Below are 18,385 nucleotides of genomic sequence, written 5' to 3'. Positions count from 1 at the left end.
AGCGTCGCCGTCAGCGACAATGAGATCAGCGATGGAGTTGATCCGCCGAAGATGCCCCCCGGATTTGTCGAAGACGAGAGCACATGATCCGCAAGCCGCCGCTCGATCTCCCGCCGCAGGTTGCGCGCGGCTTCGTCGAGGCCATGCGGGACTACTTTGCTGAGGAGAACCCGACCAAGCGCGACGCCATCGCCGCGCATCAGTTCGACAGCTAGAGGTGAAGTGTTGCCACTCACAGCAGAACAGATCGACATGCTCGATAAACTCGGTCCGTCGAATGTCAGAGAGCGCTTACAATACGCTCGTGTCGGTGGCACCTCAGTTTTGCCGGAAGTATCGCACAGCGATGTGGAGGGTTGGCTCGCGAAGAAGGATAGTGAGGCGTCAAAGCTTCAAGCCGACACGTTGTGGTGGGCAAAAGCAGCAGCGTTGATTGGCCTGGTCGGGATCATCGTCGCAGTTCTTGTAGCGGTATTCGGCAAATAATCGATTGCGACACCGCGTGACAGGACTACTAGATAAGGGGTAACAAATGGACGCTTATCACCGGTTGAAACAAGGCTCTCCGTTGCACACAGTGATGATCAACAGCGAGGATACATTCTCGATCATGGCCGTCGACCAAGATAGCGAGGACTCTGTCCGCCGATTTCAGCGCGTTGCCTTAGATGCACTCGAACGCAATGATGGCAGCTACGAAGTTGTGCATGATCACAAGAGCACTGGGTTCAGTGTTGGGCTCTACGACATCATAGTTATCAAGAAAGCCTGATAGACCACTTGAACCGCATCGGCCGCCGCACCCTGATCTGCATGGCGATCATCGTGGCGCTCGCGCTGATCTGGAACATGGTAGGTCGGTAACGGGCGAGTTGGTTTGCCCGTCCAACTATGTTTTCGGCTGTGGATACCGGCAAACTACCTGCCCCCAGCTAGCGAACAGGTCTACGATTATTGAGTGTTCGGAGAGGGGCGAGATGGAATTCGAGCTTAAGGGCGCGCTGAAAAAGTATCGTCGGATGCGGTCGTGGCGACGCGCTGGAATGGTGATCGTGGTACTCGGAGCGTTGACCGCACCATGGTTTTTCAGTCTGGGTCAGACTGACACGCTGATCTGTTTTCTCGGCGCGTTCACGGTGTCGATGGCCAGCGAACTCGAAATGCGATTGAAAACGATCCAGATACGACTTGCAGGCATGAACGATCAACTGAATGCACTTAGCGGCAGAGCTGATCCCGATGAGGGTCCCAATGCTGATCTGATCCTCGAACTCAACGACTGGTGATAGCCACAGGCCGTCGCCTCGCCGGAAGCTCGCGCGAGACGGACAACGACGTGCCGACCACCGCTTCGTTAAAATAATTCCGAACTCGTTTATCGCAAAAGCCGCGCGCCGGATTCATTCGGCGTCATCGTGCGATAGCAAGCACGAGCCGTTGTAACAAAAAAAACGAAGGCCGCGTAACAGCGCCGTTTCCGGCGTGCGCGCTTTGACCTGCGAAATTGTTCGGGAGTAAAGAGGGGCCGCCCTCGGCTGGTGAAAACCGAGAGCGGCGAATTGTGCTCCCTGAAAGAGCAACGAGCGCCGGTCCACCGCGAAGAGGAGCAGGCGTATGATCCATAAGCCCGGCGCACAAAAAGCGCAACAGACTTCATCCAGGAACATCGTCACCGATCTGCGAAGTCGCGACCGATACATGATCGCGTTCAACGAAGCAGCGGGTGCCTTCGACCTAACCGCATTCGACGTGTCGCTTGAGTTCGTCGTCCGCCTCGGCAACCGCATCGCGCTTCACCACCGCTGCAAACCACCCCATCGCTGCGATCCCGGCGAAGACTTGCTGGCGAAGGAGATGCACGTTTCGGAGCGCAAGGTGCAACGCGGGATCGCCGCGCTCAAAGCCCTCGGCTGGATCGCAGGCAAACGCGGCGGCAGCACCGACAAGGTCAACATCACGCTCTGCATCCCGCAGGCTGCGGAACCCGATGTAGAAGAGCATCCGGTTGCAGAAAACGACGACCTCATACCTGCCAAGATTCTGTCGCCTATGGATGCAGCTCCATACCCGACAAAAACGCCATCCATACCTGACACACAGTGTGGCGGAACATATGAACAGAGGAACAGAGATAGAAGCGCGGCTTCGCCGCGCGCTACCGGACTCGCGGATAGAGAGGAGCAAGCATTTCGACAGCTCGTCGAGCTGAGACCTCTTTCTAGTCCGAACCAAGAAGTAACAGCGCGCGCCGCCTTCGGCGCGCTTCTCAAGATAACCGACATCGACCACATCATCGACGAAGCCTGCACCTTTGAGAAAAGACCGGAAGACTGCGTCAAGTTCCTTGCCTACCTTACAGACAACAATCCGAAACTGACGCATGCATCATCGTGAAGATCGGCATCAACACCACCGATGCCGAGCTACCTAAGACAGGGGTGCAGCGAAATTCGTAAGCTGCTATGATGCCCGGCATGAGCGACACTGCATCAGCAGACGAGAAGCAGCGGCCCGCGCACTGGTTCAAGCCGGGGCAAAGCGGAAACCCTGCCGGACGTCAGCGCGGAAGCCGCAACCGTTTGGCCGACAGCTTTGTCGCCGACTTGGCTGCGGCCTGGAACGAGCATGGCGAGGCCGCGCTGAAGGCATGTGCGCTGGAACACCCGGAAAAGTTCGTTCGCGTCGTCGCCGATCTGATGCCGCGAACGCTCGATCTCAACATCGCGGTCGATGTCGTCGCGTTCGCTGATCGGTTTGCGAGGGCGGCTGAGTTGCTGGGCAACATCGACACGCCGAAACCCCGCAAGGCTTTGCCGAACCAACCGCCGAAGGTGATCGAACATGGCGGTTAGGGCAGGTGATCTTGCCGAGCTAACGAGGCTGGACGCGACGCCGGACACCGGCACCGACCTGTCGGTCCTTGAAACGATCCCGGCCGTGTATGCCTATCTGATCGCCTGTGCTCGTGCCGATCATGACGACGAAGGCGACGCCTGCGAGTTGCTGGCTCGGCACAGCGGCGCGACATCGTCCGAGGTGCGAAGCATTGCCGCCACCTTGCGTCGGCTCGGCTATCGGACAGCATCAGATCGGCTGCGGCTGATCGCTGGCAGACGGCGGCGCGATCTCCGGCCGCTGTAATCGCGCCATCTCGTTGACGCGAATCCGCCTGTTCTGTACAAATCTCCTGAGAGATTTGTACAAAATGGAGGCAAGCAGATGGCGCGCAAGGGGAAATTGGTCGAGGCGGTTTCGTACATCCGTACATCGTCGGCCGCCAACATCGGCGCGGACAAGGACAGCGAGCCGAGGCAGCGCGTGGCGATTGCGGGCTTTGCCAAGCGCGCAGGGTTCGCCCTGGTCGGCGAGTTCACCGATCAAGCTGTGCGCGGTGCCGATCCCATCGAGACGCGGCCGGGCTTCTCTGCCCTATTGGATCGCATCGAGTCCAACGGGGTCCGCGTCGTCATCATCGAGGACGGCAGCAGGTTCGCGCGCCAGCTCATGACGCAGGAACTCGGTCTCATCGCTCTCATCACACGCGGTGTTCGTGTGCTCACCGCATCGGGCGACGATCTCACCGACGACAGCGATCCGTCACGCACGATGATGCGGCAGATCGCAGGCGCATTTCACCAATACGAAAAGGCCCGGCTGGTCGCGAAGCTGAAGGGCGCGCGGGATCGCAAGCGGGCGTCCGGCGTCGGTAGGGCTCAAGGTCGCAAGACATTGGCTGAACGCGATCCCGAGATGGTGAAGCTGGCCCGGCAACTGCACCGGCCTGATCCGAACAAGCGGCCGATCTCGCTCCGCAAGGTCTCGGTCGCGCTTGCCGAGCACGGCTACCGCAACTCCAGCGGCGCGATGTTCTCCGCATCGTCCGTCGCACGGATGCTCGAATAGGACACCACCGCCACCACCGGCCTGACACCACGCCACCGTCGACATAGCCAAATCCCAAGGGGAGCCGTCCGGGCCGGTGGGGGCCGCAGGTGAAAGCGACGTCTCTTAATTTTTATCCCCCCTTCGTTCACATGCGCGCCGCTTTTCGCAGAGGGACCTGTTTTCGGCGGCAGTTCTATTTCGAGAGCTGTTGGAGGAATCCGGTTCCAATTTTTGGAAAAATTTTCCGAACACCTTGTCACACGACAACACGAAGTACGGCGTCGCGCCGGTGAACATCGACGGTGCCGCCGATGTTGGTCTTCTTCACTTCCGGCGGGTTGTAGGCTCCGACCTCGATGCGCTTCAGCGCGGCGGGCTCATAACGTGGGATAAGACGTTGGACAAGGGACAAACCGCGTCCCTATTGGACTGGGTTATTGCAGCGTCTCGCCCGGATCACGCGTCACTGCGACAGGCTCGATCACCTGTTCCGGTTCGGCCTTGGCTTCGGCCAGCGGCCGTAAGGTGTGCGTCAGCTTGGATGTCTAAAGTTCTCTACGATGCGCAACGGCGAACAACTGCGAGATGAGCAAGCGCCCGACCCCGAGCCCCCACCCTCGGATGAACGTCTGCGGGTTATCAAAGATTACGCGAATGATCTGCGGAAAATCATTGAGCGGCTACGTAAGCGCCTTAGCTAAGGCCGCCTCGGTTGGCGGCCCCGTAGTTCTCCGGCCGGAGAACAAAGCTCCGTGCCCCGTAGTTCTCCTGCCGGGAACAGCCGCGCTCAGTTGCAGTATTTGGGAACCCGACCCATGGGTCCCTTTTTGAAACTCGACGGCGCGGGAACGGCGTGGGTACTTCGCGAATTTTTTCTGTGGTCGTCCAATCGAAGGTTCGAGGAGGAGGACGGCTGCGCGGTCCTGCACCCGGTGCCCCAGCAGGGCCGCGCTCGCCCGCAGATTTCTGTGTCGGGAACCTGACTTGAGGTTTAGGCCGCTGACATCACCGCCCGGTTCCGGCAATCATCGGTGACTGAGAGTTCTTCAGGCTCCCGCCCAAATCTCGCGGTGAAGCCATGTGTGCAAAGTGCACCCCATTGACCGACAAAATTGCTCAATACAACAGATTAGCAAAGCAGGTCAGCGACCAACGTACCTTGGACGCCATCGCCGGTTTGGTGAAACAGATGACGGACGAAAAAGCAGGACTCCACCCCGAACTCAGGTGCGAATAAAAAAGCCGCGACACGCAAGGTTCGATGCGCGCCACGATGGCCCGCGCCGCGCGGCGGAGGCGCTGCCGGTTCGTTGAACGATCTCGCCGCTCTCACTGACCGGCCGACAGGTCGAACGCATGAGCGGGCTTCCTGCGGGCTCGACCTTCTAAATTGTTATCGCAGCGTTAGCAGACGATGAGATGATTGGCATCATTGCAAGGTGTGAAAGCTTGCTCACGCTAAACGGCAGCTTGCGTTTTCGCGGTAGCTCTCTTTGAAGGGGTTATTTTTTCGTGATTTGCATTCCGCGCTGACGGGATCATGATCGGCCTGTCGATTAGGTTATGATCGACACAAGGCCCAGAGACCGCAATCAAGCGACCAGTATCCAGAGCGTCCAGTGTCCCACGCGGACCAGCGACCAGAGCGATCAGTGTCCAGACGATCCGCCGTCCAGTGGCCTCGAGGCAAGGCATGGCGTGGCTCGGCGATGCAATCGTCGTGCGTCCACAACACGACACAAGACAAAGAGCCGCAGGGTCGCCACCTGCGGCTCACTTGCGTTTGGTACCATGAGTTGAATGTCTGCTGTTGGGGGCGAAGCAGACATGACGACGCCGGGGCTGTGACTTCCGTCAATGACCCGAACCGGAGGTCGCGACGAGTTTCCTCGTATGGGGCGCGCTTGTAGGTGCGCCGCATACGGAGACGACGCGATGGTTGCTATGTCGCCCGTGCGATCGCAGGTGGCTGCCAAGTCCCTTCACCCGGGGGCAAGATCGAAGGCGCTTCGGCCTTCGGCCAGTAGAGCCGCATGACCAGATAGATCGTGCCGTTTGGAGCCGGCAGCCAGTTGGCTTCCTTATCGGCACCGGGCGATTTGTTCTGGATGTAAAGTGTTAGCGACCCATCCGCGTTCGTCTTCATGTTCGGCAGCATGGGCGAATTTATCAGGTAGCGATTGATTGGGTTCTCGATCAGGAGCTGCGTTTTGCCGTCGTACATGGTCAACGACCAAAAAGCGTTCACGGGCGGCTGCTGACCGGGCGGGAACGTCAGCGTGTAATTACGTTTGCTACCGTCGAGCGTCTGGCCGTCGCTATCGATGCGTGTGATTGGATAGGTCGCTTCCGCGGGATCGTTGCCGTAGATCCCGGCCTTCGCGGCGGCAGCGCGCATCAACCAGTCGCCATTGTAGTGGGTACTGTCGCCCGGTAGTCCACTTACCCGCCAGCCATTGACCGCCTTGCCGGCATTGGCGACAGCCCCGTCAACCTTTCGATCGCCTTCTTTCATACCCAAGCCAATCTCAAGCTTGTCCTCAATTGAGAGGTCCTTGAAATTCATGGTCTTGCCCGGCCCAACGCCGATGCGTGCAAGCTGGGCGCGCATCTCCTTTTCATTTTCTTGCGCGGGCGCAAACTGCAACGCAAAGTCGAGGTATTCGAAGAAATTCGTCTTCACGAGCTCCTTGTCGATCTTCGGAAAGTCGATGCCCGCCGCGGCAGCTACCGTACCCGGCTGCTTGAGATAGGTGGAAAGTGTCTGCACCTTGTAGCCGGCCTGGACCTTCTTGACGTTGTCGAGGTCGTCCAGGTTGAAAAGCTGGGTGCGATACCCGGCCACCGAAAATTGTGTGCTTGACCGAAACACCTTCTTGATCCCGGGTGGCGTTGCGCCCTTCCAATTCGGCCCGACCACCATGTAGTCGCCGGCTTCGCTTCCAGTGGCCCGGCTGCCGATATAGCCGTAGTTGTAGGTATTGCCGTCGCAGAGCATGACCGAGTAGTAGCGCCTCGGGTCTACCGCCGGGACCGACAAGACGACGGGCTCTGCCCGCAAATCCATCCAGACGAACGAATAGGGAGTATCGCTGTTCGGCGTGGGAATGGCTGTGTCTTTGTAGGTGAAGACGTTGGGCTCGTTCTTGAGCTGATTGAACGGGGCCTTGAACTGCCCCGAATTGCGATCGACGGCGTATTCATACATGACGCCGTAATTCATCACGATCGGCAAACCATAGATGAAACCTGCTTCCGCGATGTCTTTTGCCTTGAAAAAGCCGGGGCGGTCGGCGCTCGTCTGTGCGTGCAACGGGAAGGACTTCGCTGTTGAGGCAATGATTGCAGCCAAGGCGGCGGAACGAAGAAGATCGCGTTTCGTCAACATTTGAACACTCCTTCCCGATTTGCGGCTTGGGCTCAACGTAGACTGGCACGGCAAGGCTAGGCTCGCTCTGCGCGCGCGTCTATGCCAAATCAAGCAATGCGTCAGGTTGGATGTCCCTTGTTGGCACAATGTCCGCCTTTCGAGGTACAGCCGACATCCCGTGATCCCCGTCGCCATGTCAGCTTCTAACCCCCTTTTCGGACATGGCTCGATGTCCGACTTGAGTCCGTAATGCGACAGGTCTGGTTACTGAGCGGTCCTGTCGCGGATGACATCGGGAATCTTGTTCCAGATCCACTTCGGTTTGAACAAAAGGGTTTTTTGGTTGATACGAAGGCACGCAGGCAAAAAACTGTTGGAAGCTGTTGCGGATGAATAAAGGCTGTACCTCAATGACGAACTGCGCCGTCACTCCAAACTCGCCGTGTTTTTCGACCTTAGGAGGCTGGGCCATGAAACGTGGCAAGCGGTCATTTGCCGTCGTCTCCGTGCTTTTCGCACTCGCCTTCAACGGGAACCGACGCTTTTGACACGAAATGGAGTTTGAGTTGACCCGTTTCCGTGAGCGCGCTGCAATTGTCCGCCGCTAAGATAATATGTCATGAGCCCCTCGTTGTTGGTCCGATCGTTTTCGTTGTCTGGCGCGACCCTGGTTTGGGATGGCACTGTATTCGTACCGCCCCCGTCTATCGGTACGGCTACGGTGTCCATCGATATGGCTATGGTGTGCGTAGAGGCTATGCTTACCGTCGTGGCTTCCGTCGCTACTAAGTTTCTAGTTTGCGATCGATATTGAGCCCCGAGGCAGCACACCAATGGTGTTGCCGAAGACCTAAGGCCAGCGGCGCTCATCGCCATTATTTCTTCATGCGCCAGCGCAGAAATTCGCGCTATACTCATTGTTGAGCGCTGGAAGCTTGCAACCGATGCCACGCAAGCCGCAGTGCGGTGACGAAGCAGGCGGTGACGAAACAGTGTTGAAATTAGGGAGCCTGACCGAGCGAAAATAATCAAAGATGGGAGGCGACGATGAAACGGACGTCCAAGCAACGCTATCTCGCAACGTTCATACTGGGCGCCGGCGGTCTGATCGGTCTGATCGCTTCACCCGCGTTAGCTCAGGTCAACCCGCTCCGCGATGCGTATTTCGGCGAGCTGCATGTCCACACCAGCTGGTCGCTGGATGCGTGGTTGTTCGGCAATCGCGTGACGGATCCCGGCGATGCCTACAAATATTTCAAGGGCGAGACCATCAAGCATCCGCTCGGCTACGACATCAAGATCGAGACGCCGCTCGACTTCGCGGGCGTCACCGATCACTCCGAATATGTCGGTGTGATGAAGTTGGCCAATGATCCCGGTTCGCCGATTAGCAAGCTGCCAGCCGCGGCGCCGCTGATCCTCAAGAACAACAGCCCAGAAGAGGTGCAAAGAGTTTATCTCTACGGCGCCAATTTGCTCGGTGGCGCCCCGGTCAAGGCGCTCGCGAGTCCCGAGATCGCGCACACGATCTGGGAACAGAACGTCCAACTCGCGGACAAGGCCAATGAACCCGGCAAGTTCACCGCCTTCTGCAGCTATGAGTGGACATCCATGCCGAACAACATGAACCTCCACCGCAATGTCTTCTTCAAGGATTGCGCCCATGTGCCGGCGATGCCGTTCAGTTCGCTCGATTCGCCTGACCCGACCGACCTGTGGACCTGGATGGACGGACAGCGCAAGGCGGGCAACGAACTTCTCGCAATCTCGCACAACGCCAACCTGTCGGATGGGCGCATGTATCCAACCGACGTCGACCTAAAGGGGCGACCGATCGACAAAGTCTACGCTGAATCCCGGATGCGCAATGAACCTCTGATCGAGCTCAAGCAGATCAAGGGGCAATCGGAGACCCACCCTCTGCTCTCGCCCAATGACGAATTCGCCAATTTCGAGATCCTTACTTATCTCCTCGGCGATCCCTCCGGCCGCATTCCGCATGTCATCGGCAGCTATGCCCGCCAGGCTCTAAAGGATGGGCTCGCACTCGAAGACACCAAGGGCTTCAACCCCTACAGGTTCGGTTTCGGCGCCGCTTCCGACTCGCACGACACCGGGGTGCCTTATCGCCAGGACAACTTCTTCGGGGCCCATGGAATCGCCGACGCAACCATCGAGACGCGGATGTCGGGACATCTGTTCGCCGGCCTCGATGTGCGCATGGAAGGCCCCGCCGGGCTCACCGGGGTGTGGGCGGAGGAGAACACGCGCGAGTCGATCTTCAACGCCATGAAGCGCAAGGAGACCTTCGCGGTCAGCGGCCCGCACATCAAGGTTCGCTTCTTCGGCGGCTGGAATTATGCCGAGACTGCGACGGCCGAGCAGCGGCGGGCGTTCTGGAAGTCCGTGCCGGACTGGATCAAGGATCGCGATTGGGTCAAGGCTGCCTATGCGCAGGGTGTGGCCATGGGCGGGGACCTCACCCCCATGCCCGCTGGCGACAAGACACCGTCATTCGCGGTGTGGGCAGTCAAGGATCCCACGTCTGGCAATCTCGACCGCATCCAGGTCATCAAGGGCTGGACCAAGAGCGGTCAAAGCTTCGAGAAGGTCTTCGACGTCGCCTGGGCGGGTGACCGTGAGCCCGACAAGTGGACAGGTCGCGTGCCGCCGATCGCAAGCACCGTCGACGTCGAAAAAGCCACATACACGAACAGCAGCGGCGCGGTCGAACTGAAGACCGTGTGGACCGATCCTGAGTTCGATCCGGGCGTTCCGGCGTTCTACTATGCGCGTGTGCTCGAGGTTCCGACGCCGCGCTGGACGACGATCCAGGCCGCGAAACTCGGCATCGCGCCGCCCGACGTGGTGGCGGCAACCGTACAAGAGCGGGCGTGGAGTTCCCCAATCTGGTACAGCCCGACCGCCGAGGCGCAGAAAATCGCCAAGGCTGGTCTCACCGTCGACGATCTCATGAAGCAGGGGGCAGTCGCGCTCAACGATGCTCAGCTGAAGGCGCTGATCGTCGACAAGTCCCCGTGGCTGCAGAACAACGTCACCGGCACGAAGTTCAAGATCACCTATAGCGCGTCGGGGGCGGCCAATGCGACGCAAACGCTCACGCCGATCGATCCGACGTATGTGACGTCAAAACTCGCCCAAAATCAGGGTCAGAGCCTGATCGATCACGCCGGCCGTGGCGTTGTCCAGCCAAGCGCCGTCGGCGATCCGGCGGGGGCCAGCTATCTCGGCACGCCCTCGCCCTATTACGTCAACAATGGCAAGATCGTCACCGTGATCGCCGGCACGCCGATCGAAGTCACCGCCTACAAGCTGGGAGACAAGTATTACGGCGCCCGCAGCAACGAGTTCGGCTTCGCGAATTACGAGATCATCCCGGCAGTGCCCGAACTCAGTCCGTTGCCGGGTAAGCCGGTGCTGCGCTGAGGAGGCATCGATGTTGATTCAACTGCCGCGGTCTCCCGCTCCGAGGCGGCTGAAGTGTACGCTGGCCGCCTTCTTCCTCCTGATCTCTGCAGCGGCCGCAGTGGCATGCCAGCTCTGCTATGAAGCTGCTCGCCAAATGGTGACCATCGGCCAGCGCCTGGATATGGCAGATCGAGCGGTGCTGGCCGTGCCTTTCGCGGGCGCGACTCGATTCCGGATTGTCGAGGTCGTAAAGGGGAAGGATACCGTCGGCGATATCATCGCGGACCCGCCGACGGGCCTCGGCGAGGCAATGGCACCGGGCTCTGATCCATGCCTGCTCGTTCGTGACCCGTTTGCTTCGCAATGGACCGATCTCGGCACCATCCGGGCTGAATATGCGGATTGGCTGCGGCAACTGGTTGCGACCGCTTTCGTCAAAGGCGACCGTCCAAGGCCTACCTGGCCGTCGAACATGCAGACGTCGTCCACGCTCAGCTACGCCGGCTGGCGGCAACGTGTTGCGCTCGTTCTGCCCTACCTCGAAAACCCCGATCCGCTGGCTGCCCAGATCGCATGGGGCGAGCTGGCACGCGCCCCATATGCGATCATGGACGTTGTGAGATCGCGGATCGATGCGGCAACGGTTGGGATCTGGCTGGACGATCCAAGACTCGCCTCACGCCATGCCGCCTATACTCTCCTGCTTGGCTTCGTCGGCGGTCCGGCCGATGCCGCGCGGCTCGAGCAGCACATCGAGGCCGCATGGAGCGCTCACGACGACACGAACCTCGCCGCGATGATTGGTGCGGACCTGGAATTGCGCGGGCCATCCCGCGTTGGCTGGGTCGAGGCGAAGTATTTTGCCGATCACAGCCGGACGATGCCGGAGATCGAGGCGGCCCTGCTTGCACTCGATGTTCACGGCGACGCGAATCGCACCGTGCCCCGCCAGCGTGTGATCCAGGCGTATCGAGCTTTCATCAGGGAGCGCGCGCCGATGGCCGGGTTCGTGGCGCAGCAGCTGGCTGACTGGGACTATTGGGACGCCGCGACGGAATACGCGGCGCTGCTCAAGTCCAATGCAATAAAGGATCCGGCCTCCGAATTTGCCGTCGTCAACTATCTGCAGCGCGCCGCGTCCGCCAACGCCGCTGTTGAATAGATCCCCCATCCTGACAGGCCAACCCATGGCATCGCAGCTTGCCCGACCGCAACCGACCTCGGAACTGTCCGAGTCAGCGCTGGATGAGTCACAGACTGGGCCGAAACCGCCAACGCCTGTGCGCAGGTGGTTGCGGGAACCCCTGCTGCATTTCCTTTTTGCCGGTGCGCTGATCTTCGCGATCTATCAATTGTTGAACCCGACCGCCAACCGGACAGACCGAACCAATCAGATCGCGCTCACCAAGGACGATCTCCGCCAATTGGCGGTGCAATGGCTCGCGCAAGGTCGGCCACTGCCGACGGCTGATCAGATGCACGCTCTGATCGAGCAGCGGGTAAGCGAGGAGATTCTCTCCCGTGAAGCCGTGGCGCTTGGGCTCGACAAGGACGACGAGATCATCAAGCGCCGGTTGGCTCAGAAGATGGATTTTCTCGCAGCAGATATTGCCACTTTGCAGGATCCCGGCGAGGCCGAACTCAGGGCCTGGTACACGCAGAATTCGGGTCGCTTTGCGCTTCCGCCGCGCGCGAGCTTTCGCCACCTGTACTTCTCCTTCGATCGACCTGGTGCTCGCGACAGGGCTGCTGGAATACTCGACAAGATCTCCGGTAAGCCGGCCGATACACCTGAGGTCGCTACGGTTGCCGACCCCTTCATGTTCCAGGACTACTACGCCGAACGCGCTCCCGACCAGATCGCCAAGGAGTTTGGCCCGGGTTTCGCGAAAGCGGTGTTTCAGCTCAAGCCCGGTGCATGGCAGGGGCCGATCCAGTCGGGCTATGGCTGGCATCTCGTCTTCGTCGACGCTATCGAGCCGGACCGGGTGCCTTTGTTCGAGGAAGTCGAGCCCGACGTCAAATCCGCCTGGCTGGATCAAAAGCAGAGCGAGATCAAACGGATTGCATACGAGGCGATGCGTGCGCGCTACACGGTCGTGGTCCCGCCCATCGAATCGGTCGACTTCGGGAGCCTGCGGAATCCTCAGGCGCCAATCGCGTCGACAGGCGTGTTGCCGCAGTGAGGGCGCGATCGATGCAATGGCGGCGGCTCCGGGTCGCGTTGGCCGGTCTGCTGGCGGCGTTGATGGTGCCGATGCAGCCCGCGCACGCTCACGAGGTCCGGCCGGCCTATCTGCAGATCGATGAAGTCGGGCCCGGCCGCTACCAACTGCTTTGGCGAACGCCGATGCTTGCCGGCATGCGCTTGCCGGTTGTGCTGCGCCTCCCGGACGAGATTCACAATGTCGTCGCGCCTGTCGCGCAAGAGCTCTCAGATTCCCTTGTCGAACGCCAGGTCATTGACGTGGGCGCCCAGGGACTGGCGGGGAAGCGCATTGAGTTCGTGGGGCTTCAGGCGACGGTCACGGATGTTCTGGTGCGCGTGCAGATGCTGGATGGCACGCATTCGACCACCCTGGTGCGGCCGTCGCAGCCGTGGGTCGACATCGCGACGTCGCTCGGGCCTCTCGCGGTCGCCGGCGCCTATCTGTCGCACGGCATTGAGCACATCCTGTTCGGCTTCGACCATCTTCTGTTCGTGCTCGGGCTTATTCTCATCGTGCGCAACACGCGGATGCTGTTGTGGACGGTGACGGGCTTCACCCTCGCACATTCGATCACGCTCTCGCTTGCGACCTTGGGCGTTATCCACGTGCCGGGACCGCCGGTCGAGGCGTGTATTGCTCTCAGCATTCTGCTTCTGGCGAGCGAGATCCTGCGGCGGCAGCGAGGGGAACCCAGCCTGACCGCCTCCTGGCCATGGGCGGTCGCTTTTACATTCGGGCTTCTGCACGGCCTCGGCTTCGCCAGCGCATTGATCGATATCGGCCTTCCACAAGGCGACGTTCCGATAGCGCTGCTCGCCTTCAACATCGGCGTCGAGGTGGGACAGCTTGCTTTCTTCGCCGCCGTTCTCGGCGTGATGCAGTTGGCCAGGCAATTTCGTATCCCCGATATCGTCGAACGTCGGCTGCGGACCGTCACGGCCTATGGGGTCGGCGTCGTGGCAGCGTTCTGGTTCGTTGAACGACTGACAGCATTTTGGGCATGAGGAAGCTGCCGTAACGCGCAACGACCGGATGCGCGCGCACCCACTGTCCGATTGTTGGGGTAGACCGGAAGTGATGGGCCGCCGCTCAAAGCGACGCTCATGACCCAGCACGGACATTGGGCTTGGCTGCGCCAATATCCGTAGAGTAATAGCGACTATTTCGTTATCAGGCGCTGGGCCGGCGAAGCCGCTGTCGGCGCTTCGGGCGAAATCGCAAATGTCAGCCAGGTATTCCAACCTTGCGGACGATTTGCTGAATCGAACTCGCCATAGGCCCTGAAGCTCAAGAGGCCCTGCATACCGCCGACTGGAAAGAGATATCCAATCTGCGGTCCGACACCAAGAACGCGCGACCTGAAGCCGCCCAGAATGGGGTTTTGACCGGAATCGTCCGTGACCTGCTGATAGGCGTATCCCGCGATGCCGACGTAAAGCTGCTTCGATAGGAAATGCGATGCGCCCCAGTCGAGGTGAAAGTCGATGCCGCTGCGATATTGCGTATCGGGATTCTTGAAGTTGTAGGTGAAGCCGGCAGTGGCCGATAATTCGTTGCCCGTTGCCGGATTGAGATAGGTGTAGGAACCTCCCGAGTCGATCGCGCCATGGCCGATGCCTAGATTAGCGAGCCGCATCGGGTCGTAGTCGCCGACTGGAATATCGCCGGTCACGTAGGCCATGAAGTTGTTGACACCCTGGTGCCAGCGCAGCGTCGCTGTCGGCACGATGTCTCCATAGGAAGTCAGAGAATCCGAAATCATTCCGGTGCGCTGAGCAAATACCGATCCGACGGACGCCGTTAGCATTCCGGATATACTGGCGGCGTTTTGGCCGAACCAGCTCGACACGCCCACGGACAATTGCCCGCCAAGTACCGGTTGGGCGAATGTATAGTTCGGCGCGAGAACGACAAGATCGCCTTGGCCGGCCAGACTCAGATTCAAGTTGACGTTCAGGTTTGCGGGAATTCTGCCGATGGTGATCTCCTTTGACGCAGCCACACTCCCGAACGCTTCGACGTTGGTGTGGTAGTAAACCACGCCGAGCGCCCACCCCGGGACCTGTGGAGTGGCGGCGAAGCTGGCATACTGGCCCGGAAGCCAGAATGAAACGCCGCCTTCGTCGGCGCGTGCGACGTCGGCACAAGCAAGACCAGCGATGATCGCTGCCGCGCAGCCGATCTGTCGTCGAATTTTTGAGTTCTTCTCCGCTAACGCAAAGACTGTCATTGCAAACCCCCACTCGAAACTTGCAAGCAGTGGCGGCCGACGCACCGGGGCCGCATTGCGCGAACCCACAGCCTTACCAGACGAACAACTACGGGCTCTCACGCTACTATAGTAGGCCACAGACCACGCCGGATGTCCGTGACAGATCGGTAACAGCCGAAAACATTCCATTGCGTCGCGCTGATCGAAGAGGCGACGGAACTCGCTCCAACATCGTTTGAATCGAATTGTCGGACAATGCCGCATTCGCTAGATGCAAATTGATCAGTCCACGACACGCTTCGAGGATTAACGCAAGAACCACACTTTTCGTCGGCGTGGCTTGTTGTCACGGCTAGCAAAGAACAGCGAATTACACGGTTGACGATCAAGGTCTCTGGGAAGATCGTACTGAAGATGCAACTATAGATAGGTAAGAGGTGCTGACGGGTTCGTCGCCTCGCGTCGGTGACGTGGCGGGACCCCCGTCCCTAGCAACGCACGTTAAGGACCGGGCGTCATGACGTTGCAGAGGACGACCGACGTCGAACCGATCGATCGACGAGCCGAGGGTCGCCGAACTGACAACATGGTCTGGATTCCAGGCGGCATATTCCGCATGGGATCGGACCATCATTATTCTGAGGAGGCGCCGGCGCATCGGGTGTCTGTCGACGGCTTCTGGATTGACCTGACGCCTGTGACCAACCGGCAGTTCAAGCAGTTCGTGAAAGCGACCGGTCACAAGACCTACGCCGAGATACCACCCGATCCGAAAGATTATCCCGGCGCGCTGCCGCATATGCTTTATGCCGGGTCGCTCGTCTTCATCGCCCCGCGATCAACCTTAGACCTTCGCGACTGGAGCCAATGGTGGACCTTCACGAAAGGCGCCGACTGGCGGCATCCCTACGGTCCGAAGAGCAATATCAACACCTCGGAAAACCATCCGGTCGTGCACATCTCCTATTCCGACGCGCTGGCATACGCTAGATGGGCGGGCAAGGACCTGCCGACCGAAGCCGAGTGGGAGTTCGCCGCGCGCGGCGGGCTTGATGGTGCCGAGTTCGCCTGGGGCGACGAGTTGACGCCGGGTGGCGTGCACATGGCCAACACCTGGCAGGGCGATTTTCCATTGCATAACGACAACGGCGACGGCTACGAGCGGACTTCGCCTGTAACGTCGTTTCCGCCCCACGGGTATGGCGTTTTCGACATGATCGGCAATGTCTGGGAATGGACGTCCGATTGGTACACGCCGAAGCATGAAGCCGATGCGCCGAAGGTGTGCTGCATTCCCGAAAATCCGCGCGGCGGCCGCGAAGACGGCAGTTACGACCCCTGCCAGCCGAACATCAGGATTCCGCGCAAGGTGCTGAAGGGCGGGTCGCATCTGTGCGCGCCGAACTATTGCCGCCGCTACCGCCCTGCGGCGCGCCACGCAGAGCCAATCGATACATCGACCAGCCATGTCGGATTTCGCTGCGTGAAGAGGACCAGAGCCGCCGGATAGTTCGCAGTCCTCATAGTGAAGAAGGAGCCTAAGATGTCCGACGACACTCAAGGCCGAGACCGACACCAAGCGTCATCGCACGAGACTGACGACAGCGTGCTCAGCCGCCGGAATATCCTCTTGGGTTCATCGGCACTGGTGGCAGCGACGACGTTGACATCAGGCGCGCTGGCGCAGGCTCAGAAGGCTGCTCCAGCGGTGGCGGCGACCTCGTTATCGGGGCGCAAGCCGAACATCCTGGTCATCTTCGGCGATGATATCGGCCAGTCAAACATCAGCTCCTATACGTTCGGACTCATGGGTTACAAAACGCCGAACATCGACCGCATTGCTCGCGAAGGCATGATGTTTACCGACTACTACGCCGACCAGAGTTGTACAGCCGGCCGATCGTCCTTCATCACGGGACAGGCGACGCTGCGCACGGGTCTTTCGAAAGTCGGTATTCCCGGCGCGACAATCGGCATACAGCCACGTGACGCCACCCTCGCGGAATTACTCAAGCTCCTCGGATATGCGACTGGCCAGTTCGGTAAGAACCATCTCGGCGACCGCAATGAGTTTTTGCCCACCGTCCACGGCTTCGATGAGTTTTTCGGCAATCTCTATCACCTCAATGCGGAGGAGGAGCCGGAGCAGCGGACCTATCCGCGCGATCCGGCATTCCGCGCAAAATTCGGTCCCCGCGGCGTCTTGCGCTGTAAAGCTTCCGACCGCGATGACGCGACCGTCGACCCTCGCTTTGGCAGGGTCGGCAAGCAGACTGTCGAGGATACCGGCCCGCTGACGCGCAAGCGCATGGAGACGATTGACGACGAGACCTCCGCCGCGGCGATCGACTATATGCAGCGCCAAGCCCGTGCAAACCAGCCCTTTTTCTGCTGGTTCAACTCGACGCGCATGCATTTTCGGACGCACGTGCGCGAAGAGCACCGCAGTCCGGCAGGGTTGGCCGCAAAGACGGAATATGCGGACGGCATGGTCGAGCACGACGGCCATATCGGATTGTTGCTCAAGACGCTTGACGATCTGGGTATCGCGAATGACACCATCGTCATCTATACAACGGACAACGGTCCGCACGAGAACTCCTGGCCGGACGGCGGCACATCGCCATTCCGTAGCGAGAAGACCACCAATTGGGAGGGCGGTTACCGCGTCCCCTGTATGATCCGATGGCCGGGAAAGATCGCGCCCGGGTCGGTTTCAAACGACATCGTCAGCTCGCTTGACTGGGTCCCGACGTTAATGGCCGCAGCGGGCGAGCCCGATATTAAGAACAAGTTGCTGGCCGGATATGGCGCCGCGGGCAGGACCTTTAAGGTGCATCTAGATGGATACAATCAACTTCCGCACCTCACGGGCCAGCAGGAGCGGGGTGCGCGCAAGGAATTCATCTATTTCAACGACGATGGCGATCTAGTTTCCCTGCGCTATGAGAATTGGAAGTTCGTCTTCGAGGAGCAGCGCGCTCCCGGCACGTTGCTGGTGTGGGCCGAGCCGTTCACTAAGCTACGCCTGCCGAAGCTGTTCGATTTGCGGGCCGATCCATACGAACGAGCCGATATTACGTCGAACACTTACTATGACTGGCTGCTGTCCCAAGGCTACGTGATCGTCGCGGCCCAGGCTGTCGTCGGACAATTCCTTGCGTCGTTCAAGGACTATCCTCCAAGTCAGCGCGCCCAGAGCTTCACCATCGATCAAATCGTCGAGAAAATGCAGAGGAGCCTAGAGGCTGCTCATTAGATCGCTGGACGCGGAGGCAG

17 protein-coding genes are annotated in these 18,385 nt (G+C 59.7%); 14 read left to right on the top strand and 3 right to left on the bottom strand.

Annotated elements, in window-relative coordinates; genetic code table 11:
- The first annotated feature begins 83 nt into the window (after positions 1 to 83).
- The 8 genes from BUA38_RS38570 to BUA38_RS34265 all read left to right on the top strand — a co-directional run bounded on the left by BUA38_RS38570 (position 84) and on the right by BUA38_RS34265 (position 3,903).
- Entirely contained in the window at positions 84 to 215 is a 132-nt protein-coding gene (locus tag BUA38_RS38570) for a hypothetical protein (RefSeq protein ID WP_276328152.1), read from the top strand.
- A 10-nt stretch (positions 216 to 225) separates the two neighbouring features.
- The gene (locus tag BUA38_RS34300; RefSeq protein ID WP_156898873.1) at positions 226 to 486 is read left to right on the top strand and encodes a hypothetical protein; all 261 of its coding nucleotides are present in this window, start codon (positions 226 to 228) and stop codon (positions 484 to 486) included.
- A 46-nt stretch (positions 487 to 532) separates the two neighbouring features.
- On the top strand, positions 533 to 772 hold the full coding sequence (locus BUA38_RS34295) for a hypothetical protein (RefSeq protein WP_156898872.1): 240 nt from the start codon (positions 533 to 535) through the stop codon (positions 770 to 772).
- A gap of 205 nt (positions 773 to 977) precedes the next feature.
- The gene (locus BUA38_RS34290; protein ID WP_072825110.1) at positions 978 to 1,286 is read left to right on the top strand and encodes a hypothetical protein; all 309 of its coding nucleotides are present in this window, start codon (positions 978 to 980) and stop codon (positions 1,284 to 1,286) included.
- Between the two features lie 328 nt (positions 1,287 to 1,614).
- A complete protein-coding gene (locus BUA38_RS34280; RefSeq protein WP_156898871.1) occupies positions 1,615 to 2,394 on the top strand; it encodes a hypothetical protein in 780 nt (259 codons plus the stop codon).
- A gap of 80 nt (positions 2,395 to 2,474) precedes the next feature.
- Positions 2,475 to 2,852 (top strand): DUF5681 domain-containing protein, encoded by a 378-nt coding sequence (locus BUA38_RS34275; protein ID WP_156898870.1) that lies wholly within the window; start codon positions 2,475 to 2,477, stop codon positions 2,850 to 2,852.
- A complete protein-coding gene (locus tag BUA38_RS34270; RefSeq protein ID WP_072825102.1) occupies positions 2,842 to 3,141 on the top strand; it encodes a hypothetical protein in 300 nt (99 codons plus the stop codon). The genes BUA38_RS34275 and BUA38_RS34270 overlap by 11 nt, the downstream gene beginning before the upstream one ends.
- 96 nt (positions 3,142 to 3,237) lie before the next feature.
- Positions 3,238 to 3,903 carry a recombinase family protein gene (locus tag BUA38_RS34265; protein WP_244553136.1) on the top strand — a complete coding sequence of 222 codons (666 nt, stop codon included), beginning with the start codon at positions 3,238 to 3,240 and terminating at the stop codon, positions 3,901 to 3,903.
- Positions 3,904 to 4,141: 238 nt separating this feature from the next.
- Here BUA38_RS34265 and BUA38_RS37375 read toward each other — a convergent pair whose 3' ends face one another.
- On the bottom strand, positions 4,142 to 4,297 hold the full coding sequence (locus BUA38_RS37375) for a hypothetical protein (RefSeq protein WP_156898869.1): 156 nt from the start codon (positions 4,295 to 4,297) through the stop codon (positions 4,142 to 4,144).
- Between the two features lie 1,530 nt (positions 4,298 to 5,827).
- Positions 5,828 to 7,273 (bottom strand): DUF1254 domain-containing protein, encoded by a 1,446-nt coding sequence (locus BUA38_RS34260; protein ID WP_072825098.1) that lies wholly within the window; start codon positions 7,271 to 7,273, stop codon positions 5,828 to 5,830.
- Positions 7,274 to 8,368: 1,095 nt separating this feature from the next.
- Between BUA38_RS34260 and BUA38_RS34255 the strand changes: the two genes are divergently transcribed.
- From BUA38_RS34255 to BUA38_RS34240, 4 genes are all read left to right on the top strand, one after another.
- Positions 8,369 to 10,702 carry a DUF3604 domain-containing protein gene (locus BUA38_RS34255; protein ID WP_425304994.1) on the top strand — a complete coding sequence of 778 codons (2,334 nt, stop codon included), beginning with the start codon at positions 8,369 to 8,371 and terminating at the stop codon, positions 10,700 to 10,702.
- Between the two features lie 136 nt (positions 10,703 to 10,838).
- A complete protein-coding gene (locus BUA38_RS34250) occupies positions 10,839 to 11,846 on the top strand; it encodes a hypothetical protein (protein WP_156898868.1) in 1,008 nt (335 codons plus the stop codon).
- Positions 11,847 to 11,976: 130 nt separating this feature from the next.
- A complete protein-coding gene (locus BUA38_RS34245; RefSeq protein ID WP_338076307.1) occupies positions 11,977 to 12,870 on the top strand; it encodes a peptidylprolyl isomerase in 894 nt (297 codons plus the stop codon).
- 11 nt (positions 12,871 to 12,881) lie between these two features.
- A complete protein-coding gene (locus tag BUA38_RS34240) occupies positions 12,882 to 13,898 on the top strand; it encodes a HupE/UreJ family protein (RefSeq protein WP_072825094.1) in 1,017 nt (338 codons plus the stop codon).
- A 155-nt stretch (positions 13,899 to 14,053) separates the two neighbouring features.
- On the opposite strand, the gene BUA38_RS34235 is transcribed toward BUA38_RS34240, so the two are convergent.
- Entirely contained in the window at positions 14,054 to 15,124 is a 1,071-nt protein-coding gene (locus tag BUA38_RS34235) for a SphA family protein (RefSeq protein WP_072825092.1), read from the bottom strand.
- Positions 15,125 to 15,692: 568 nt separating this feature from the next.
- Between BUA38_RS34235 and BUA38_RS34230 the strand changes: the two genes are divergently transcribed.
- Both BUA38_RS34230 and BUA38_RS34225 read left to right on the top strand, forming a co-directional pair.
- Positions 15,693 to 16,616 (top strand): formylglycine-generating enzyme family protein, encoded by a 924-nt coding sequence (locus tag BUA38_RS34230; RefSeq protein WP_072825090.1) that lies wholly within the window; start codon positions 15,693 to 15,695, stop codon positions 16,614 to 16,616.
- Positions 16,617 to 16,649: 33 nt separating this feature from the next.
- Complete coding sequence (locus tag BUA38_RS34225) at positions 16,650 to 18,365, top strand: arylsulfatase (protein ID WP_083587882.1); 1,716 nt, start codon at positions 16,650 to 16,652, stop codon at positions 18,363 to 18,365.
- Positions 18,366 to 18,385: the final 20 nt, after the last annotated feature.

Origin of the sequence: Bradyrhizobium erythrophlei, from assembly GCF_900142985.1 — a bacterium.
Taxonomy (GTDB): domain Bacteria; phylum Pseudomonadota; class Alphaproteobacteria; order Rhizobiales; family Xanthobacteraceae; genus Bradyrhizobium; species Bradyrhizobium erythrophlei_B.
Note: the sequence above shows the minus strand (reverse complement) of the source record. Positions and strands in the feature narration are given on the sequence as shown.

Excerpts from the sequence above, each read along its gene's own strand:
- BUA38_RS38570 (WP_276328152.1), top strand. The coding sequence starts at position 84 with ATGATCCGCAAGCCGCCGCTCGATCTCCCGCCGCAGGTTGCGCGCGGC.
- BUA38_RS34295 (WP_156898872.1), top strand. The coding sequence starts at position 533 with ATGGACGCTTATCACCGGTTGAAACAAGGCTCTCCGTTGCACACAGTG.
- BUA38_RS34290 (WP_072825110.1), top strand. The coding sequence starts at position 978 with ATGGAATTCGAGCTTAAGGGCGCGCTGAAAAAGTATCGTCGGATGCGG.
- BUA38_RS34280 (WP_156898871.1), top strand. The coding sequence starts at position 1,615 with ATGATCCATAAGCCCGGCGCACAAAAAGCGCAACAGACTTCATCCAGG.
- BUA38_RS34275 (WP_156898870.1), top strand. The coding sequence starts at position 2,475 with ATGAGCGACACTGCATCAGCAGACGAGAAGCAGCGGCCCGCGCACTGG.
- BUA38_RS34270 (WP_072825102.1), top strand. The coding sequence starts at position 2,842 with ATGGCGGTTAGGGCAGGTGATCTTGCCGAGCTAACGAGGCTGGACGCG.
- BUA38_RS34260 (WP_072825098.1), bottom strand. The coding sequence starts at position 7,273 with ATGTTGACGAAACGCGATCTTCTTCGTTCCGCCGCCTTGGCTGCAATC.
- BUA38_RS34250 (WP_156898868.1), top strand. The coding sequence starts at position 10,839 with ATGGTGACCATCGGCCAGCGCCTGGATATGGCAGATCGAGCGGTGCTG.
- BUA38_RS34240 (WP_072825094.1), top strand. The coding sequence starts at position 12,882 with ATGCAATGGCGGCGGCTCCGGGTCGCGTTGGCCGGTCTGCTGGCGGCG.
- BUA38_RS34235 (WP_072825092.1), bottom strand. The coding sequence starts at position 15,124 with ATGACAGTCTTTGCGTTAGCGGAGAAGAACTCAAAAATTCGACGACAG.
- BUA38_RS34230 (WP_072825090.1), top strand. The coding sequence starts at position 15,693 with ATGGTCTGGATTCCAGGCGGCATATTCCGCATGGGATCGGACCATCAT.
- BUA38_RS34225 (WP_083587882.1), top strand. The coding sequence starts at position 16,650 with ATGTCCGACGACACTCAAGGCCGAGACCGACACCAAGCGTCATCGCAC.